General features: G+C 71.6%; 17 protein-coding genes. 3 read left to right on the top strand and 14 right to left on the bottom strand.

Going from position 1 to position 17121, the window contains the following annotated elements:
- Nucleotides 1–160 precede the first annotated feature (160 nt).
- The gene (gene pepN / locus DLJ58_RS14550) at nucleotides 161–2710 is read left to right on the top strand and encodes an aminopeptidase N (RefSeq protein ID WP_124856684.1); all 2550 of its coding nucleotides are present in this window, start codon (nucleotides 161–163) and stop codon (nucleotides 2708–2710) included.
- A gap of 84 nt (nucleotides 2711–2794) precedes the next feature.
- Nucleotides 2795–3358: a Uma2 family endonuclease gene (locus DLJ58_RS14545; protein ID WP_167493704.1), complete on the top strand. Its 564-nt coding sequence runs from the start codon at nucleotides 2795–2797 to the stop codon at nucleotides 3356–3358.
- A gap of 56 nt (nucleotides 3359–3414) precedes the next feature.
- Here the strand turns inward: DLJ58_RS14545 and DLJ58_RS14540 are convergent, their stop codons facing one another.
- The 14 genes from DLJ58_RS14540 to DLJ58_RS14475 all read right to left on the bottom strand — a co-directional run bounded on the left by DLJ58_RS14540 (nucleotide 3415) and on the right by DLJ58_RS14475 (nucleotide 16568).
- A complete protein-coding gene (locus DLJ58_RS14540) occupies nucleotides 3415–3822 on the bottom strand; it encodes a DUF5130 family protein (RefSeq protein WP_124856680.1) in 408 nt (135 codons plus the stop codon).
- Complete coding sequence (ctaJ, locus tag DLJ58_RS14535; protein ID WP_428842198.1) at nucleotides 3809–4123, bottom strand: aa3-type cytochrome oxidase subunit CtaJ; 315 nt, start codon at nucleotides 4121–4123, stop codon at nucleotides 3809–3811. The genes DLJ58_RS14540 and ctaJ overlap by 14 nt, the downstream gene beginning before the upstream one ends.
- 57 nt (nucleotides 4124–4180) lie before the next feature.
- The gene (locus tag DLJ58_RS14530; protein ID WP_124856678.1) at nucleotides 4181–5644 is read right to left on the bottom strand and encodes an amidase; all 1464 of its coding nucleotides are present in this window, start codon (nucleotides 5642–5644) and stop codon (nucleotides 4181–4183) included.
- Between the two features lie 181 nt (nucleotides 5645–5825).
- The gene (locus DLJ58_RS14525; RefSeq protein WP_124856676.1) at nucleotides 5826–6827 is read right to left on the bottom strand and encodes an amidohydrolase family protein; all 1002 of its coding nucleotides are present in this window, start codon (nucleotides 6825–6827) and stop codon (nucleotides 5826–5828) included.
- Nucleotides 6827–7351 (bottom strand): 3-hydroxyanthranilate 3,4-dioxygenase, encoded by a 525-nt coding sequence (locus DLJ58_RS14520; RefSeq protein WP_124856674.1) that lies wholly within the window; start codon nucleotides 7349–7351, stop codon nucleotides 6827–6829. Before DLJ58_RS14520 ends, DLJ58_RS14525 begins: the two co-directional genes overlap by 1 nt.
- Nucleotides 7348–7776 carry a RidA family protein gene (locus DLJ58_RS14515; RefSeq protein ID WP_208741095.1) on the bottom strand — a complete coding sequence of 143 codons (429 nt, stop codon included), beginning with the start codon at nucleotides 7774–7776 and terminating at the stop codon, nucleotides 7348–7350. The genes DLJ58_RS14520 and DLJ58_RS14515 overlap by 4 nt, the downstream gene beginning before the upstream one ends.
- Nucleotides 7767–8540, bottom strand: a complete 774-nt coding sequence (locus DLJ58_RS14510) for a 2-keto-4-pentenoate hydratase (protein ID WP_124856672.1) — start codon at nucleotides 8538–8540, stop codon at nucleotides 7767–7769. The genes DLJ58_RS14515 and DLJ58_RS14510 overlap by 10 nt, the downstream gene beginning before the upstream one ends.
- Complete coding sequence (gene dmpG, locus DLJ58_RS14505) at nucleotides 8537–9661, bottom strand: 4-hydroxy-2-oxovalerate aldolase (RefSeq protein ID WP_167493703.1); 1125 nt, start codon at nucleotides 9659–9661, stop codon at nucleotides 8537–8539. The genes DLJ58_RS14510 and dmpG overlap by 4 nt, the downstream gene beginning before the upstream one ends.
- Nucleotides 9658–10593, bottom strand: coding sequence for an acetaldehyde dehydrogenase (acetylating) (locus DLJ58_RS14500; RefSeq protein ID WP_112584141.1), 936 nt, complete (start codon nucleotides 10591–10593; stop codon nucleotides 9658–9660). The genes dmpG and DLJ58_RS14500 overlap by 4 nt, the downstream gene beginning before the upstream one ends.
- Nucleotides 10590–11387, bottom strand: coding sequence for a 2-keto-4-pentenoate hydratase (locus DLJ58_RS14495; RefSeq protein WP_124856670.1), 798 nt, complete (start codon nucleotides 11385–11387; stop codon nucleotides 10590–10592). The genes DLJ58_RS14500 and DLJ58_RS14495 overlap by 4 nt, the downstream gene beginning before the upstream one ends.
- Nucleotides 11388–11407: 20 nt before the next feature.
- Nucleotides 11408–12889 carry a 2-hydroxymuconic semialdehyde dehydrogenase gene (locus DLJ58_RS14490; protein ID WP_112737661.1) on the bottom strand — a complete coding sequence of 494 codons (1482 nt, stop codon included), beginning with the start codon at nucleotides 12887–12889 and terminating at the stop codon, nucleotides 11408–11410.
- Between the two features lie 23 nt (nucleotides 12890–12912).
- Nucleotides 12913–14250, bottom strand: a complete 1338-nt coding sequence (locus DLJ58_RS14485) for an FAD-dependent oxidoreductase (RefSeq protein WP_124856668.1) — start codon at nucleotides 14248–14250, stop codon at nucleotides 12913–12915.
- A 58-nt stretch (nucleotides 14251–14308) separates the two neighbouring features.
- Entirely contained in the window at nucleotides 14309–15646 is a 1338-nt protein-coding gene (gene kynU / locus DLJ58_RS14480) for a kynureninase (protein WP_244218938.1), read from the bottom strand.
- A 19-nt stretch (nucleotides 15647–15665) separates the two neighbouring features.
- Nucleotides 15666–16568, bottom strand: coding sequence for a tryptophan 2,3-dioxygenase (locus DLJ58_RS14475; RefSeq protein WP_124856721.1), 903 nt, complete (start codon nucleotides 16566–16568; stop codon nucleotides 15666–15668).
- 148 nt (nucleotides 16569–16716) lie between these two features.
- Here DLJ58_RS14475 and DLJ58_RS14470 point away from each other — a divergent pair.
- Nucleotides 16717–17121: Lrp/AsnC family transcriptional regulator (locus DLJ58_RS14470; RefSeq protein ID WP_148097989.1), on the top strand; the 405-nt coding region annotated here is incomplete at its 3' end.

Genomic DNA, 17121 nt, shown 5'->3' with positions numbered 1-17121 from the left:
CGCAGCGCGGCGACCGGCACCCGAATGAGAGCGTGACCTCGGCCACCGCGGGCTGCCCGTACATGGAAGACTCGAATCGGGCCAGCCGTCACGAGCGGTAGGCGAACGGGCGCCGCCGGGCGTACGGCGACATGTGGGATGGAGACGAACAGTGCCGGGAGTGCGCAACCTGACGCAGGTCGAGGCGACCGAGCGGGCACGCCTGCTCAACGTGACGGGGTATGACATCAGTCTGGACCTGTCCAGCGCCGTGCTGGCGGCCGACGGCCGCACGTTCAGGTCGACGACCGAGGTCCGGTTCCGCTGCTCCGAACCGGGTGCGAGCACCTTCATCGAGCTGGCCGCCGAGTCGGTGCGGTCCGCGACGCTGAACGGCACGCCCGTCGACCTCTCCGACTGGTCCGCCGAGAAGGGCCTGACCCTGTCCGGGTTGGACAGCGACAACGTCCTGGTGGTCGACGCCGACTTCGGTTACTCCAACAGCGGTCAGGGTCTGCACCGGACGGTCGACCCGGTGGACGGCGAGACGTACCTCTACAGCCAGTTCGAGACGGCCGACGCGCAGCGGGTGTTCGCCTGCTTCGACCAGCCCGACCTGAAGAGCGTCTACACCTGGCACGTCACAGTGCCGGCGCACTGGCGGGCGGTCTCCAACATGCCGGTGCAGCGGGAGGAGTCGGCGGGTGAGGCGCTCAAGACGCTGCACTTCACCGAGTCGCCCCGAATGAGCACCTACATCACCGCGATGTGCGCCGGGCCGTACCACGAGGTGCGCGACGCGCACGACGGCATCGACCTGGGGGTGTTCTGCCGGGCGTCGATGGCACAGTATTTGGACTCCGACGACCTGTTCCTGATCACCAAGCAGGGCTTCGACTTCTTCCACGAGAAGTTCGGCGTGCGCTACCCGCTGCCGAAGTACGACCAGCTGTGGGTACCCGACTTCAACGCCGGTGCGATGGAGAACTTCGGCTGCGTGACGCACGCCGAGTCGCACTACCTGTTCCGCTCGCAGGTCACCGACTTCGAGTACGAGCAGCGGGCCAACACGATCCTGCACGAACTGGCTCACATGTGGTTCGGTGACCTGGTCACCATGCGCTGGTGGAACGACCTGTGGCTGAACGAGTCGTTCGCCGAGTGGGCCAGCCACTGGTGCAACACCAACGCGACCCGGTTCACCGAGGCGTGGACGACCTTCCTGTCCATCCGGAAGAACTGGGGCTACCGGCAGGACCAGCTCTCCTCCACCCACCCGGTCTACACCGAGATGCCGGACATGGAGGCCGTGGAGGTCAACTTCGACGGCATCACCTACGCCAAGGGCGCGAGCGTGCTCAAGCAGCTCGTCGCCTACGTGGGTGAGGAGCCGTTCCTGGCCGGGCTGCGTGCCTACTTCGGCAAGCACGCCTGGGGCAACGCCACCTTCGACGACCTGCTCACCGAGCTGGAGGCCGCTTCCGGGCGGGAGCTGCGCAAGTTCGCCGCGCAGTGGTTGGAGACCGCGCAGGTCAACACGTTGCGGCCGGAGGTGACCATCGGGGCCGACGGCACGTACGAGCAGGTGCTGGTGCGGCAGGAGGCCCCGGCGGCGTACCCGACGCTGCGGACCCACCGCATCGGCGTGGGCCTGTACGACCTGACCGACGGGCGGCTGGTCCGTCGGGAGCGGTACGAGGTGGACGTGACCGGCGAGCACACGGATCTCGCCCCGCTGCGTGGCGTCCGGGCGGCCGACGTGTTGCTGCTCAACGACGACGACCTCAGCTACACCAAGCTGCGCCTCGACGAGCGCTCGATGGCGACAGTGGTGCAGCACATCGGTGGCTTCGACTCGTCGCTGGCCCGCGCGCTCTGCTGGACCGCCGCATGGGACATGATCCGCGACGCCGAGCTGTCCGCCCGCGACTACGTGGCGCTGACGCTGAGCGGGTTGCCCGCGGAGACCGACATCAACCTGGTCACCGCCACCCTTCGGCAGGCGACCACCGCGCTCACCCTGTACGCCGACCCGGCCTGGGCGCCGACCGGCTGGGCCGACCTGGCCCGTACCGCCCGCGACGCACTCGCCGCCGCCGAGCCCGGCAGCGGGTTCCAGTTGGCCTGGGCCCGCGCGTTCACCTCGGCGGTCCGCTCCGACGAAGACCTGGCCACGCTGCGCGGTTGGCTGGACGGCACCGGCATGCCGGCCGGGCTGACCGTCGACACCGAGCTGCGCTGGTCGGTCCTCGCCGCGCTGGTGGCCAACGGTGCCGCCGGGACCGCCGAGATCGAGGCCGAGCTGAGCAGCGACCGCACGGCCAGCGGTGAGCGGGAAGCGGCGTACGCGCACGCGTTGACGCCGACGGCCGAGAACAAGGCCGCCGTGTGGGCCCTGCTCACCGGCCCGGACGCGCTGCCCAACTGGCGGCACCGGGCGCTGTTGCAGGGCTTCGCCCACCCGGCTCAGGTGGAGCTGATCGCCCCGTACCGGGAGCGGTACTTCGCGGCGGTCGGGCAGGTGTGGGCCACCCGGGACAGCGAGCCGGCGCAGGAGTTCGCCCAGCTGGCGTACCCGACCTACCTGGTGGAGGACGACACGGTCGCGGCCACCGACGCGTGGCTGGCCGGGGACGGGCACCCCGCCCCGCTGCGTCGGCTGGTGGCCGAGGGCCGCGACGGTGTGGTGCGGGCGCTGAAGGCCCGCGCGAAGGACGCGCAGCAGAGCTGACCAGCGAGTACACGGCCCGGGCCGGTGTGGGCTGAGAGCTCACGCCGACCCGGGCCGTTATGGTTGCGGAAGGAGGTGGACGTGATGGCACAGCCGACCTACCAGTGGCAACCCCCGGAGCGGGGCTGGCGCGAGCAGGACCTGTACGACCTGCCTGAGGACGGGAACCGCTACGAGATCATCGACGGGAGCCTGCACGTGACGCCACCCCCGGGTTATGGGCATCAGGAACTGGCGGATGAGATACGGGCGGCCCTTCGTTCGGCGGCGCCGGCCGGGTGGCGGGTCATCCGGGAAGCGGGGCTCCGAGCGGTCGAGGGCAACCTCATCCCTGATGTCACGGTGCTGAAGCCGACAGCCCCGAGGGACGGCACCTGGGTTGAAGCAGCGGACGTGGCACTTGTTGTCGAGGTGGAGTCACCGAGCAGCCGTCGGCATGACCGATTCACCAAACCGTCGCTATACGCTGAGGCCGGCATCCCCGCCTACTGGCGGGTCGAGCGCGGCGACTTCGGCCCCGTCGTATACCGCTACGAGTTGGTGAAGGGCGTTCACTACAACCTGCTCGGCACGGTCGGCCCGGACGACCCTGTGCAGATCGACGAGCCGTGGCCGATGCGCCTCGATCCGTCCGCCTGGCCCCGCTGAACGCGAAAGCCCGGCCCGCTCTCCAGCGGGCCGGGCTTCGTCGTACGAGTAGGGGTTCAGCCCTTGCCGGCGTGGCTGGCGAGCTGGTCGAGGCCGTTGATGATGCCGCCGGCCAGGTCACCGCCGCTGAACGCGCCGACCATCGAGAGCGCGGCCAGCTTGGCGTACGTGTCGGGGATGCGCTTGCGGGCGTACCGCCCGGTGATGATCTCCAGCTGCCGCTGGTTGGGCGACACGGCGATCAGCACCGACTTGTCGGGCTCGGCGAGCTGACGGTGCAGCCGCTGGGCGTGCTCACGGATCGGCTCGTCGAGACCACCGACGAAGACCGAGAAGACCAGACCCGTGCCCTTGTCGGCCAGGCGCAGGGCCTCGTCGATGCGCAGCAGCTGGCGGGTCGAGAACGGCCCGTCGAGCACCTCTGGCGGATTTTCCGACCCGGCCTGCTTCTCACCAACGGTCACTTGCGCCTCCGGTTCCACCGGCCGGCGCCTCGACGCTGGCCTGCTCAAGCTTGTGGCTGGTCAGCGCGGGCGCCTGCGCCCCCGCCGTCAGCGCGGTGCCGGCCGAGTCGGCCAGCTGCTCCGGGCGGCCCAAGAACCAGACCGGAGTGAAGTCGAAGGGCCGGCCCGGGCGGTAGCGCTTGGCGCCACCGCCACCGCCGGTGGCACCCCCACGGCTACCGGCGTACGACAGGCCGGCGATGACCAGCACCGCGGCCAACGGGATGCCGACGAAGACCAGCAACGTCTCGGTAACAGACAATCCCAACGCCCCCAGGCGGAAGAAGGACGACCTTGAACAACCGGGTCGGATGGACGATCACGCTGCCGACCGCCCGACTCCGTCGCCATTCACGTTAGCGGAGTCTGCGGCCCGCCAGATTGCGGGGTGCCGATCCCATCCGTCACTGGAGTTCTCCAGTTGCGCAGCGGTAGCGATAAGCCGCGCGTCGTCGCCGTACCGACCGGTGAGCAGCACCCCGACGGGCAGGCCGTCGGTCGTGGTACCCAGTGGCAGGGAGACGGAAGGATCGCCGGTGACGTTGAAGATGGCGCAGTAGGGCGAGAACCGGCGTTGCCGGTCGAAGTCGGCGGCCGGGTCCGCGTCGGCGGTGAACCAGCCGACGGGCGCCTGCGGGGTGGCCAGGGTGGGACAGAGGAGCAGATCACAGCCGGCGGTGCGGCGAGCACCGAGGCGCACCTGCGCCTGCAACTCCCCGAGGGTGGCGGACAGGGTGCCGGCGGAGAGTTCGGCGCCCCGGGCCCGGAGCAGCCGGGTCAACGGCAGCAGCTCCGGCTCCCGCTGCGGTGGCACCGGGGCGAGCGCCAGGACGTACCAGAGGATCTCGAACAGCGGCCACGCCGCCGGGCCGAGCGGCGGCGGCACCTCGACCACCTCGTGGCCGGCCGCCGTGAGCAGCGCGGCGGCCCGGTCCACGGCGGCCACGCAGTCGGGATGCACCGGTTCGTCGGCGAGCATCGGCGTGGTGAACCGGCCGATCCGTAGCGGGCCGGGCTCGGCCCGGCGCGCGACGGCCAGGTAGCCGCCGGACGGCGCGGGCGGCGGTAGGTAGGGCTCGCCGGGGACCGGGACGGCCATGACGTCGAGCAGTGCCGCGACGTCGGTGACCGTCCGCCCGAGCGGGCCGCTGGTGGGCAGGCCGAACGCGCCGGAGCCGATCGGCCCGCCAGAGACGAGGCCCCGACTGGGCTTGTAGCCGACCAGGCCGCAGAGCGACGCCGGGATGCGCAGCGACCCACCGCCGTCGGACCCCTGGGCGACCGGGACCAGCCCGGCCGCGACCGCCGCCGCCGCGCCGCCGCTGGACCCGCCCGCGGTGTACGCCAACTGCCACGGGTTGCGGGCCGGCGGCGCGACCCGGCCCTCCGAGTAGAGCGAACAGCCCAGCTCGGAGGTGGTCGTCTTGCCCAGGCTGACCAGACCGGCGGCCTTGATGAAGCGGACCACGTCGGCGTCGACCGGCGGGACGAAGTCGAAAAAGGCGGCCGAACCGAAGGTGGTGCGGACCCCGGCGGTGAGCGTCAGGTCCTTGATCGCGGTTGGCACGCCGTGCAGCGGGCCGCGCTCCTCGATCGGCACCGCGTCGGCGGCGCGCGCGGCCTGCCGGGCGAGGTCCGGTGTGACGGTGACGAACGCGCCCACGGTGTCGCCGAGCGCCGCCACCCGGCGCAGGGAATGCTCGACCAGGTCGACGCTGGACAGCTCGCCGCGGGTCATCGCGGCGGCCTGCTCCAACGCGGTCAGGTCGTGCGGCTCGGCCATGCCGTCATCCTGCCGGCAGTCGGCCCTTCGCGCAGCCGACACGCGCCGGCGACCGGAAACGGACCAATCGGATGTCACACCGCACGTTTGGCGTATCGAGCCGCAGATTTTGGACAGTTTCCGTCACGCTCGAACGGAAACTGTCCAAGATCTGCGCATGCCGGCGGCGTTAAGCCCGCGCTCAGCCGTGCAGGAAACGGAGGGCGTTGGTGGACAGGAGCTTGTCGCGTTGCCCGTCGCTGAGGAAGTCGGCCGCGTGAACCACCGCGCCGGCCGGCCGTTCGCCCAGCGGGTACGGGTAATCGCTGCCGACCAGCACCCGGTCCTCCCCGAGGGTGTCGACCAACAGCCGCAGGGCGGGCGGCGCGAAGACCACCGAGTCGACGCTGAACCGGTCGAGGTAGCTGCTGGGCGGGCCGGCGGACGCGCCCCGGACCAGGTCGCCACGGCGGTGCCAGGCGTTGTCGGCGCGGCCGAGCCAGAACGGGAAACTGCCGCCGCCGTGCGCGAAACAGATCCGCAGCGCCTCGGGCACCCGGTCGAAGACACCGCCGAGGATCATCGCCAGCACCGACAGGTGCGTCTCGGCGGGCATTCCGGTGAGCCAACGGGCCATCCAGCGGTCCAGTCGCGGCCCGCCGGGCATGTCCCACGGGTGGACGAAGACGGGTGCGCCCACCTCGGCACAGTGCTGGAGGAAGGTGACCACGCCGGCGTCGTCCAGGTCCCGGTCGCCGACGTGGTTGCCGATCTCCACGCCCACGTGCCCGGCGGCGAGGCTGCGGTCCAACTCGGCACAGGCGGCGTCCGGGTCCTGGAGCGGCACCTGGCAGAACGGCACCAGTCGGTCACCTCCGGCCGCGGTGACCTCCAGGGTCAGGTCGTTGAAGATCCGGGCGACCTTCACCGCCTGGTCGGCCGGGCGGTCGTAGCTGAAGAAGACCGGGGTGGGCGAGACCACCTGCACGGCCACGCCGTCGGCGTCCATGTCGGCCAGTCGGCGCGACGCGTCCCAGCACTCGGCCCCGACCGGACGGAACTCCGTCTCCCCCACCATGATCATGGCGGCGCGCTCCGAGTCGACCCGCAACCACGGCCAGCCGGACCCGCCGCACGCCGCGCCGAGGTCCGGCCAACCCTTCGGTACGACGTGCGTGTGCACGTCGACCACGCCTGCGGGCATCAGCCCTTGCCCGGGTGCAGGGTGCCGCAGTTGGCGCAGGTGCGGGCCGCCTCGTCGGCGTAGAACGCCTGGAACACCGGGGGCAGATCGGCGGCGATGTCGCGGACCTGCAACTCGACCTCGTGCACCTTGCTGCCGCACTCCGGGCAGTACCACTGGAACGTCTCCAGCGTGCCCTCCTCGCGGACCCGCTCGACGACCACGCCGATCGAGCCGGGCTCCGGCCGCTGCGGCGAGTGCGGGGTGTTGCGCGGCAACATCCACATCTGCCCCTCGCGCACGTGCACCGTACGCGGCCCCTCCGGGGTGACCAGGTTGATGTGCATGTTGCCCTTGACCTGGTAGAAGAACTCCTCGTACGGGTCCACGTGGAAGTCGGTGCGCTGGTTGGGCCCGCCCACCACCATCACGATGAAGTCGTCCCCGCCGGGGAACATCTCCTTGTTGCCCACCGGGGGCTTCAACAGGTGCTGGTTGTCGGCGATCCAGCCCGGAAAGCTGAACGGCTCGGCGATCTCACTCACGACTGACCTCCCGAGGGAAGAAGGGCCACGGCCTGGATTTCGATCAGCAGGTGCGGGTGCGGCAGCTGGTGCACCGCCACCGTCGTACGGGTCGGGCCGGAGGCGTCGAAGAACTCGGCCCACACCTCGTTGTAACCACCGAAGTCGTTCATGTTGACCAGATACGTCGTCACCTGGACCAGGTCGGTGAGGTCCGCGCCGACCGAACGCAGCAGATCCCGCACGTTCTCGATGACAGCCCGTGTCTGCACACGGATGTCGAGGTTGGTGGTGCCGAACCCGTCCACCTCGACACCGGCGAAGGTGTTGTCCGGGCGCCGCGACGACGTACCGGAGACGAAGACGAACCCGCCGGCGACCTTGACGTGCGGAAAGGCTCCCCGCGGGACGGCCTTCCCGGCCACCACCCGGGCGGTCACGACGATGCCCGCAGCGAGGCCGTGCCGAGCTTCTCCACGACGGCGCGGACGTGGGCGCCGGGACGCAGCGGAACAGCGGCGGTGGCGGCACCGGCCAGGAAGACCCAGCCGGACTCCAGCCGCACCCCGTGCCGGCCCGCCAGCCGGATCCCCTCGTCGAGCGCCCGGCGCGGATCACCGAGGATCGCCGCCGTCGAGCCGACCTGCGCCACCCGCCCGTCGACCTCCAGCAGCACGCCCAGGTTGTCCAGCCCCGCCGGCACCGGCGACCACGGCCCGATCACGAAGGCGGCGGCCGAGGTGTTGTCCGCGACCACGTCCGGCAGCGAGAAACGGAAGTCCGCGTACCGGGAGTCGATCAATTCGATGGCCGGGGCGACCGCGCGGACCGCCGTGGCGAAGTCGCCGACCGGTTCCCCCGGCTCGGGCAGCCGGTCCAGCAGGAACGCCACCTCCGGCTCGACCCGGGGGTGGATGTACGCGGCCGGGTCGACGGCGCCGCCGTCGGGCACCCGCATCGCGTTGGTGAGCCGCCCCCAGATCACCTCGTCCACGCCGACCTGGGCCATCTTCGCCCTGCTGGTCAGCCCCATCTTCAGCCCGACGAGCCGCTCACCGGCGTTCAGCCGGCGTTGCAGCAGCGCGGCCTGCACGGCGTACGCGGTGTCCACGTCGAGGCCGGTCTCGGCGGCGAGCTGCGGGATCGCGGTGGCCGTGTCGGCCGCCGCGCCCAACTTCTCGGCGATCCCCGCGACGTCCGGTCCGATCATGCTGCGCCACCTTCCGTTCGCGACTGCGGGGCTCGCAAACCCGGCTCACTCCTCGCGCTCACAGCCTGCTCCTTGTCGGCGAGGTCGAGTGCCACGTCCACGATCATGTCCTCCTGGCCGCCCACCATCCGGCGGCGGCCCAGCTCGACCAGGATCGACCGGACGTCCACGCCGTACTTCGCCGACGCCCGCTCGGCGTGCCGCAGGAAGCTGGAGTAGACCCCGGCGTACCCCAGGGAGAGCGTCTCCCGGTCCACCTGGACCGGCCGGTCCTGCAGCGGACGGACGATGTCGTCGGCGGCGTCCATCAGCGCGAACACGTCGCAGCCGTGCTTCCAGCCGTGCAGCTCGGCCACTGCGACGAAGACCTCCAGCGGGGCGTTGCCGGCGCCGGCGCCCATGCCCGCGAGGGAGGCGTCGACGCGGACGGTCCGGCCGTGCACCGCGTCGGGGCCGACCGGCGCGGACCCGGTGACCCGGCCGTGCTCGACGGCGAGCACGCTGTTGGCGACCCCGAGCGACAGGTTGTGGTGGGCGTGGATGCCGATCTGCGTCTCCGGGGCGAGGACCTGCCGGTACGCGTCGACCCGCTGGGCCACGTCGGACATCAGCAGCCGACCGCCGGAGTCGGTGACGTAGACGCAGTGCGCCCCGTACGACTCCATCAGCTTGGCCTGCCCGGCCAGCCCGGCCGGATCGAACATGTGCGACATCATCAGGAACCCGGCGACGTCCATGCCGTTCTCCCGGGCCCACGAGATGTGCTGGGCGCTGATGTCCGCCTCGGTGCAGTGCGTGGCGATGCGCACGCTGGTCACCCCGAGCGCCTTCGCCGCCTTCAGGTCGGCGATGGTGCCGATCCCGGGCAGCAGCAGCGTGGTCAGCTTCGCCGTGGTCAGCACCTCGGCGGCCGCCGAGATCCACTCGGCATCGCTGGCCGCGCCGTGGCCGTAGTTGACGCTGGAGCCGGCGAGACCGTCACCGTGCGCCACCTCGATGGCGGCCACCCCGGCGGCGTCCAACGCGGCGGCGATGGTGCGTACGTGGTCGACGGTGTACTGGTGGGCGATGGCGTGCATGCCGTCGCGCAGCGTCACGTCCTGGATGTACAGCTCGGTCATGGCGCGGCCACCTCCGAAGAACGCAGGGCGACCAGCCGCTCCGCGGTGCGCAGCGCGGCGGAGGTCATGATGTCCAGGTTCCCGGCGTACGCGGGCAGGTAGTGCCCGGCGCCGGAGACCTCCAGGAAGACCGACACCTGAAGAGCGGTGAGCCGCCGCCCGAGCGTCGGCAGGTACGCCTCGACCCGGTCGAACTGCACGTCCTGCTTGAGCCGGTAGCCGGGGACGTACTCCTGCACGGCCGCCACCATCTCGGCCACGGAGGCGGCGATGGCGTCGGTGTCGGCGTCGGCGTCCGGGCAGAGGCAGTAGACGGTGTCGCGCATCAGCAGCGGCGGGTCCGCCGGGTTCAGCACGATGATCGCCTTGCCCCGCTCGGCCCCGCCCACCACCTCGATGGCCCGGGCCGTGGTCTCGGTGAACTCGTCGATGTTGGCCCGGGTGCCGGGCCCGGCGGACTTCGACGCGATCGACGCGACGATCTCCCCGTACGCCACCGGGGTGACGCGGCGTACCGCGGCGACGATCGGCACTGTCGCCTGCCCGCCGCAGGTCACCATGTTGACGTTGGGCTGGTGCAGGTGCTCGTCGAGGTTGACCGGCGGCACCACGTACGGGCCGAGCGCGGCCGGGGTCAGGTCGACCACCGTGCGGCCGTGGGCGCGCAACACCTCGTCGTGGCGTCGGTGCGCACCGGCCGAGGTGGCGTCGAACACCAGCTCGACGTCGGCGAACTCGGGCATCGCCACGAGCCCGTCCACGCCGTCGGCGGTGGTGGCGACGCCGAGCCGGCGAGCGCGCGCCAGGCCGTCGGAGGCCGGGTCGATGCCGGCCATCGCCACCATGCGCAGGCTCTCACTGAGCCGCAAAACCTTGATCATCAGGTCGGTGCCGATGTTTCCCGATCCCAGCACCGCCACGTTAGTGGTCACTGGCCGCCCCTGTCGCTGAAGGATGTGCGCACCGAGCCCAGCCCGGAGATCCGGGCCTCGTACGCGGCACCCGGGGTGACCGGCACCATCGGACCGAGCGCCCCGGAGAGCACCACGTCCCCGGCGCGCAGCGGGTCGCCGGCGCGGGCCAGGGTGCCGGCCAACCACTGCAGGGCGTGCAGCGGGTTGCCCAGGCAGGCGGCGCCCGCGCCCACCGAGACCGGTTCGCCGGCGTGCTCCAGCACCATTCCGCACAGTCGCAGGTCCACGTCGGCGAGCCGGCGCGGCGTGGTGCCGAGCACGAAGAGCCCACTGGAGGCGTTGTCGGCGACGGTGTCCACGATGGAGATGTCCCAGGCGGCGATCCGGGAGTCGACGATCTCGATCGCCGGCAGCACGTGGTCGACCGCACGGATCAGGTCGACCGTGGTGAGCTGCGGGTTCGGGAGATCCTTGTCGAGCACGAAGGCGATCTCCGCCTCCACGCGGGGCTGGAGCAGCCGGTCGATGGGCACCTCGACCCCGTCGCCGACCGCCATGGCGTCGGTCAGCATGCCGAAGTCCGGCTGGAACACCCCGAAGGCCTCCTGCACGGCCCGGGAGGTCAACCCGATCTTCGCGCCGACCCGGCGTTCGCCACGGCCCTGCCAGGCCCGCGCCTGGAGCTGCTGCACCCGGTACGCGGCCTCGACGTCGCCCTCCGGCAGCAGCCGGCCCCGAAGCGGAGCGCACGGCTTGCCGGAGCTGCGGGCGTCGGCCAGCTCCCGATTGGCGGCCTCGATGTCAGCTTCCATGCCCGCTCCCTCGCTACGGCTCACGACAGGTCCACGCAGACGTTCGTGAGTTCGGAGTAGAAGTTCAGCGAGTGCACGCCGCCCTCGCGACCGATCCCGGACGCCTTCACCCCGCCGAACGGGGTACGCAGGTCACGCAGGAACCACGTGTTCACCCAGACGATGCCGGCGTCGAGCCGGGCGCCGGCCCGGTGCGCGACACCCACGTCCCGGGTCCACACGGTCGCCGCCAGCCCGTACTCGGTGCCGTTGGCGAGGGCGTACGCCTCGTCCTCGGTGTCGAACGGCGCGACGTGCACCACCGGGCCGAAGATCTCCTCCCGGTTGGTGCGGGCGTCCGGGCCGAGCCCGGTGAGCACCGTCGGCTGCACGTACGACCCGCCGTCGCGGGTGTCGCCGAAGGTGGGCGTGCCGCCACCGGTGAGCACCTCGGCGCCCTCCGAGCGGGCCAGCTCGTACGCGCCGAGCACCTTCGCCCGGTGCTGGTGGGAGATCAGCGGCATGGTGGCGGTGGCCTCGTCGGTCGGCCAGCCGTACGCCAACTCGCCGGCCCGCTTCGCCAGCCGGGCGGTGAACTCCTCGAAGACCGGGCGCTGCACGTAGATGCGCTCGGTGCAGAGGCACACCTGCCCGCCGTTGGTGAAGCTGGACCGGACCGAGCCGGCCACCGCGGCGTCCAGGTCGGCGTCGGCGAAGACCAGGCCGGCGTTCTTGCCGCCGAGTTCGAAGCTCACCGCCTTCACCCCGTCGGCGGCGGCCCGCATGATCGCGCCGCCGGTGGCCGACTCGCCGGTGAAGGTGATCGCGTCGACGCCCGGGTGACGGGTGAGGAACTCGCCCGCCGAGTCCGGCCCGAAGCCGTGCACCAGGTTGAACACCCCGGCCGGTACGCCAGCGGCGGCCATCACCTCGGCGAGCACCGTCGCCGAGGCGGGCGTCTCCTCGCTGGGCTTGACCACGACGGCGTTGCCGCAGGCCAGCGCCGGAGCCACCTTCCAGGTGAGCAGCAGCAGCGGCAGGTTCCACGGCACGATGACCGCGACCACGCCGACCGGCTTGCGCAGCGCGTAGTTGAGTGCCCGGCCGCCGGTCGGGGTGACCGTCGTGAACGACTCGGTGGGGGCGGTCGCCACGATCTCCGCGAACGCCCGGAAGTTCGCCGCGCCGCGCGGAATGTCCAGGGTGCGGGCCTGGGCGATGGACTTGCCGGTGTCGGCGACCTCGGCGGTGACCAGGTCGTCGAAGCGGCGCTCCAGCTCGTCGGCGACGCGGCGCAGCACCTCGGCGCGTTCGCGCTCCCCCATCCGGCCCCACGGCCCCCGCAGTGCCGCCCGGGCGGCGGCAACCGCGTCGTCCACAGTGGATTGCGACGCCTCGTCCACCTCGAAGACCTGCTCCCCGGTGACCGGGCTGGCCTTGGCGAACGTACTACCGCCGTCGACGAACTCGCCGGCGACGAAGTTGCGCAACCGCTGCGGACCGCTCGGCGCATGGCCGGCCATCAGCCGCGGATCCCAGTTGCCGGTCATGCCCGCCTCCCTCGGCTCAGTGCCGCACCGATCGCGCCGACCAGCAGCAGCGCGGCCCCGCCGACGACCGCCCCGAGCACCCGGTGCTGTCGGCGCACCCGGCGGCGAACCTCCGCGTACGGGGTGGTGGAGAACGACACCAGCTCGTACTGGGAAACGTACCGGCCGGGCAGGGCCCGTTCCAGTGCGTGCTCCACCCGCCGCCGGGTCTGGAAGACCGGGGAGGCGACCTTGTCCCGCATCTCCACGAAGTTGGTCAGCGCCATCGTCGCGATGGCCTCGGCGTTCTCCTGCCGGCGCCGCTGGAACAGCGGCAGCGCCGCCAACCAGTCGTCGGCGCACTCGTCCAGGCAGCGGTCCAGCTCCACCACGTCCTCGAAGGCGCAGTTGGCGCCCTGACCGTAGAACGGCACGATGGCGTGCGCCGCGTCGCCGAGCAGGCCGACCCTCCCGTTGACCTGCCACGGGGTGCAGCGCACCGTGCCGAGCACGCCCACCGGGTTGTGCTGGTAGTCGTCGACCAGGTTCGGGGCCAGCGGGACCACGTCCGGGTAGTGCTCGGTGAAGTGCCGTTCGATCTCCGCCGGGCTGGTCAGCGAGGCGAAGCTGCCGGCACCGTCGTTGGGCCAGAACAGCGTGCAGGTGAAGGAGCGGTCCGGGTTCGGCAGCGCGATCATCATCGAGGTGCCGCGCGGCCAGATGTGCAGCGCGTCCGGGTCCAGGGCGAAGTCCCCGCCCAGCGGCGGAATGGTCAGCTCCTTGTAGCCGTAGTCGAGGAAGTCCACGCTCTCGTCCAGCAGCCCGTACGCCAGCAGTTGCCCGCGCACCGCGGAGCCGGCGCCGTCGGCACCGAGCACGACCGACGCCTTCGCCGCGACCGGGCCCTGCGGGGTCTCGAAGCTCAGGGTGCCGTCGGTCGGGTCGAGCCCTACCAGCCGGTGGTCGAAGACGACCCGCACGCCCGGCAGCGCGGCGGCCTCGTCCAGCAGGGCGTTGTTCAGCGCACCCCGGCTGATCGAGTTGATCGCCCGGTCGCCGGCCGCGCTGTACGACTGGAACTGCTGCTCGCCCTCGACCGGGTGGATCATCCGGCCGCGCATCGGCAGCGCGTCGGCCATCACCTGCTCGGCCAGCCCGATGCGGCGCAACGCGTCCAGGCCGCGCTCGGAGAGCGCCAGGTTGATCGAGCGACCGCGTTCGGCGGTGCCGGCGCGCGGGTCGGAGCGGCGCTCGTAGAGGGCCACCGGGTAGCCACGCCGGGCCAGGAAGCAGGCCGCGAGACAGCCGGCCAGCCCGGCACCGATGATCGCGATCTCGTCGCGCCGCGCGGTCATGCTGAGCCGCCTTTCGTTCGCGACTGCGGGGCTCGCAACCCCGGCTCACTCCTCGCGCTCACAGGGTCGCCCCCACCGTCGCGGCGAGCGCCGCAGCGGCACGCCAGCAGTCGAGGTACGTGGAGTACAGCGGCACCGGGGCGAACCGCACGACATCGGGTTCGCGGGCGTCGGCGATGACCCCGTGTTCGTACCGTAGGCGTTTGGTCAGCTCGTTGGCGCTTCCGGCACCGATGCGCACGGAGAGCTGGCAGCCCCGGCGGGCCGGGTCGCGCGGGGTGACCACCCGCAGCGGCCGGCCGACGGTCACCTCGTCGAGCAGTGACTCCAGCCAGCCGGTGAGGCGCTGGCTGCGCGCGCGCAGCGCGGTCATCCCCACCGCGTCGAACAGCTCCAGCGAGGTACGCACCGGACCCATCGCGAAGATCGGCGGGTTGGAGATCTGCCAGGCCTCCACAGTGGCCGGTGGCCGGGACACCGGCGTCATCTCGAACCGGGTGGCCGCCGTGGTGCTCCACCACCCCTCGAACCGGGGCAGGTTCTCGTCGCCGAGGTGCCGCTCGTGCACGAAGACGCCCGCCAGCGCACCCGGGCCGGAGTTCAGGTACTTGTAGGAGCACCACGCGGCGAAGTCGACGTCCCAGTCGTGCAGGGCCAGCGGCACGTTGCCGACCGCGTGGGCCAGGTCCCAACCGACCACCGCGCCGGCGGCCCGGCCGGCAGCCGTGATCGCCGGGATGTCCAGCAGCTCACCGGTGAGGTAGTTGACCCCGCCGAGCAGCAGCAGCGCCACCCGGTCGCCCTCGGCGGCCAGGTAGTCGGTCACGTCCTCGGTGCGCAGGGCGTCCTCACCCGCGCGCGGACGCAACCGGACCACCGTGTCGTCCGGGTCCAGGCCGTGGAACCGGGCCTGGCTGCGCACGGCGTAGCTGTCCGAGGGGAACGCCGCGTCCTCGATGACGATGCGGGTGCGCGCGCCTTCCGGTCGGTAGAAACTCACCATCAGCAGGTGCAGGTTGACCGTGAGCGAGTTCATCACCACGGCCTCCGCGGGCCGGGCGCCGACCAGTCGCGCGGCCGGCCCGGTCAACAGCTCGTGGTACGGCAGCCAGGGGCGCTCCGCCTCCAGGTGCCCCTCCACGCCGAGCCGCCCCCACGCGTCCAGGTCGGCCAGGAGTTCGTCGCGGGTGGCCCGAGGTTGCAGGCCGAGCGAGTTCCCGGCCAGGTACGCCGACTCGGGGTGGTCGCCGCCGTCGGCCGGCGGCACGTGGAACAGGTGCCGGTGGCCGGGGTCGGCCTCGTCACGGCGATGCGCTTCCGCTTCGCCAGCGGCGAGGCGGTGCGACTTGGCCTCGCCGGCGGCGAGGCCCAGCGGCTCGGCTTGAGGGGTCGTCATTGCTCTTCTCGCTCTCCGGTCACATCGCGGTGCGGGCTGACCACAGCTCCGGGAAGACCACCCGGGCCATGCTGCGCTGCAACCATGCCAGGCCGGCGGAGCCTCCGCTGCCGACCTTGGCGCCCATCGTCCGCTGCACCGCCTTGACGTGGTTCCAGCGCCAGTCGCCGAATTCCTCGGCGACCGCGCTCAGCGCCTCGCCGAGCAGCCGCAGGTGATTGTCCGGGCTGGCGTCGTCGTAGATCCCTACCCAGGCCGCCTCGACCAACGGGTGCGGGTCGTGTTCGACGGTCACGTCCCGGTCGAGCAGGTCGGCGGGGAGGTCGAAGCCGCGCCGGGCGAGCAGCGCGAGCACATCGTCCCAGAGGCTCGGGGTGGCCAACGCGGCGCTCAACTCGGCGTGCACCTCGGCCTGCCTGCGGAACGGGCGGATCAGCGTCGGGTCGCGCAACCCGAGCAGGAACTCCAACTGCCGGTACATCGCCGACTGGAAGCCGGAGGCCTCACCGAGCAGATTGCGGAACCGGTTGAAGTCGGCCGGGCTCATCCAGCGCAGGCCCTGCCAGGCGGCGTTGAGCCCCTCCAGGTGCAGCTTGGCTCGGCCCAGCGGGGCCAACGCCTCCCAGATCTGGTCGGCGCGGATCAGCCGCTGGGTCTCCCGCAGTTCGTGGCAGGTCAGCCCGAAGTACAGCTCCATGATCTGGCTGACCATCAGGAAGGACATCTCGCCCGGGTCGCTGCTGAGCGGGTGCTGCATCTTGTGCAGGGCGCTGGCCTGCACGTACGCGTCGTACGGCACCATGTCGGCGAACTCCAGGGTCGGCTCGCCGCCGGTGCGCTCCGCCTGCGCGGCGCGCTGCCCGGGGGTCACCGGTTGCACCGTGGCACGGCGGTTCGGCGCCCGCCGCTCCGTCTGATCCACCATCTCGTCTCCCTCCCCCGGACTGGCCGACGTCATGATCTCGCGGTCGGATCGGCCTGCGGAATGCCGAATCAACGGCTCTGGGCCCCTTCACCTGGCAAACCAAAGGCAACTAGGCGAAGTCGGTTCACGAAAGTAAGGTCTGAGCGTGGATGACATGGACTGGGCGCTGCTGCGCGAGCTGCAGGCCGACGCGCGGCTCTCCTTCAGCGAGTTGTCCCGGCGGGTGCACCTGTCGCCACCGTCGGTCGCGGAGCGGGTCCGCCGGCTGGAGGAGGCCGGGATCATCACCGGCTACCACGCCCACGTCGACCTGAGCCGCGCCGGCCGTACCGTGGTCGCGCTGATCCGGATGTCCTGCTACGGCGCGCGGTGCATCCTGCACGACCCGGCCGTGGCCGACTGGCCGGAGATCCTGGAGATCCACCGGATCACCGGGGACGCGTGCAGCGTGCTGAAGGTGGCGGCCGGCTCGATCGGCGCGTTCGAGGGGGTCATCGACCGTCTCGCCCCGTACGGCCAACCGTCGAGCACGTGTCCCTTATACACATCT

It is taken from the genome of Micromonospora arida (genome assembly GCF_003857035.1).
Lineage (GTDB): Bacteria > Actinomycetota > Actinomycetes > Mycobacteriales > Micromonosporaceae > Micromonospora > Micromonospora arida.
The sequence above is the reverse complement of the archived record's forward strand: the minus strand, read 5'-3'. Positions and strand labels throughout refer to the sequence as shown.

What these genes read in the sequence shown, in the direction of transcription:
- DLJ58_RS14495 (WP_124856670.1), bottom strand. Translation starts at nt 11,387, where the DNA reads ATGGAAGCTGACATCGAGGCCGCCAATCGGGAGCTGGCCGACGCCCGC.
- DLJ58_RS14545 (WP_167493704.1), top strand. Translation starts at nt 2,795, where the DNA reads ATGGCACAGCCGACCTACCAGTGGCAACCCCCGGAGCGGGGCTGGCGC.
- DLJ58_RS14490 (WP_112737661.1), bottom strand. Translation starts at nt 12,889, where the DNA reads ATGGCCGGCCATGCGCCGAGCGGTCCGCAGCGGTTGCGCAACTTCGTC.
- dmpG (WP_167493703.1), bottom strand. Translation starts at nt 9,661, where the DNA reads ATGACCGAGCTGTACATCCAGGACGTGACGCTGCGCGACGGCATGCAC.
- DLJ58_RS14485 (WP_124856668.1), bottom strand. Translation starts at nt 14,250, where the DNA reads ATGACCGCGCGGCGCGACGAGATCGCGATCATCGGTGCCGGGCTGGCC.
- DLJ58_RS14525 (WP_124856676.1), bottom strand. Translation starts at nt 6,827, where the DNA reads ATGCCCGCAGGCGTGGTCGACGTGCACACGCACGTCGTACCGAAGGGT.
- kynU (WP_244218938.1), bottom strand. Translation starts at nt 15,646, where the DNA reads ATGACGACCCCTCAAGCCGAGCCGCTGGGCCTCGCCGCCGGCGAGGCC.
- DLJ58_RS14510 (WP_124856672.1), bottom strand. Translation starts at nt 8,540, where the DNA reads ATGATCGGACCGGACGTCGCGGGGATCGCCGAGAAGTTGGGCGCGGCG.
- DLJ58_RS14530 (WP_124856678.1), bottom strand. Translation starts at nt 5,644, where the DNA reads ATGGCCGAGCCGCACGACCTGACCGCGTTGGAGCAGGCCGCCGCGATG.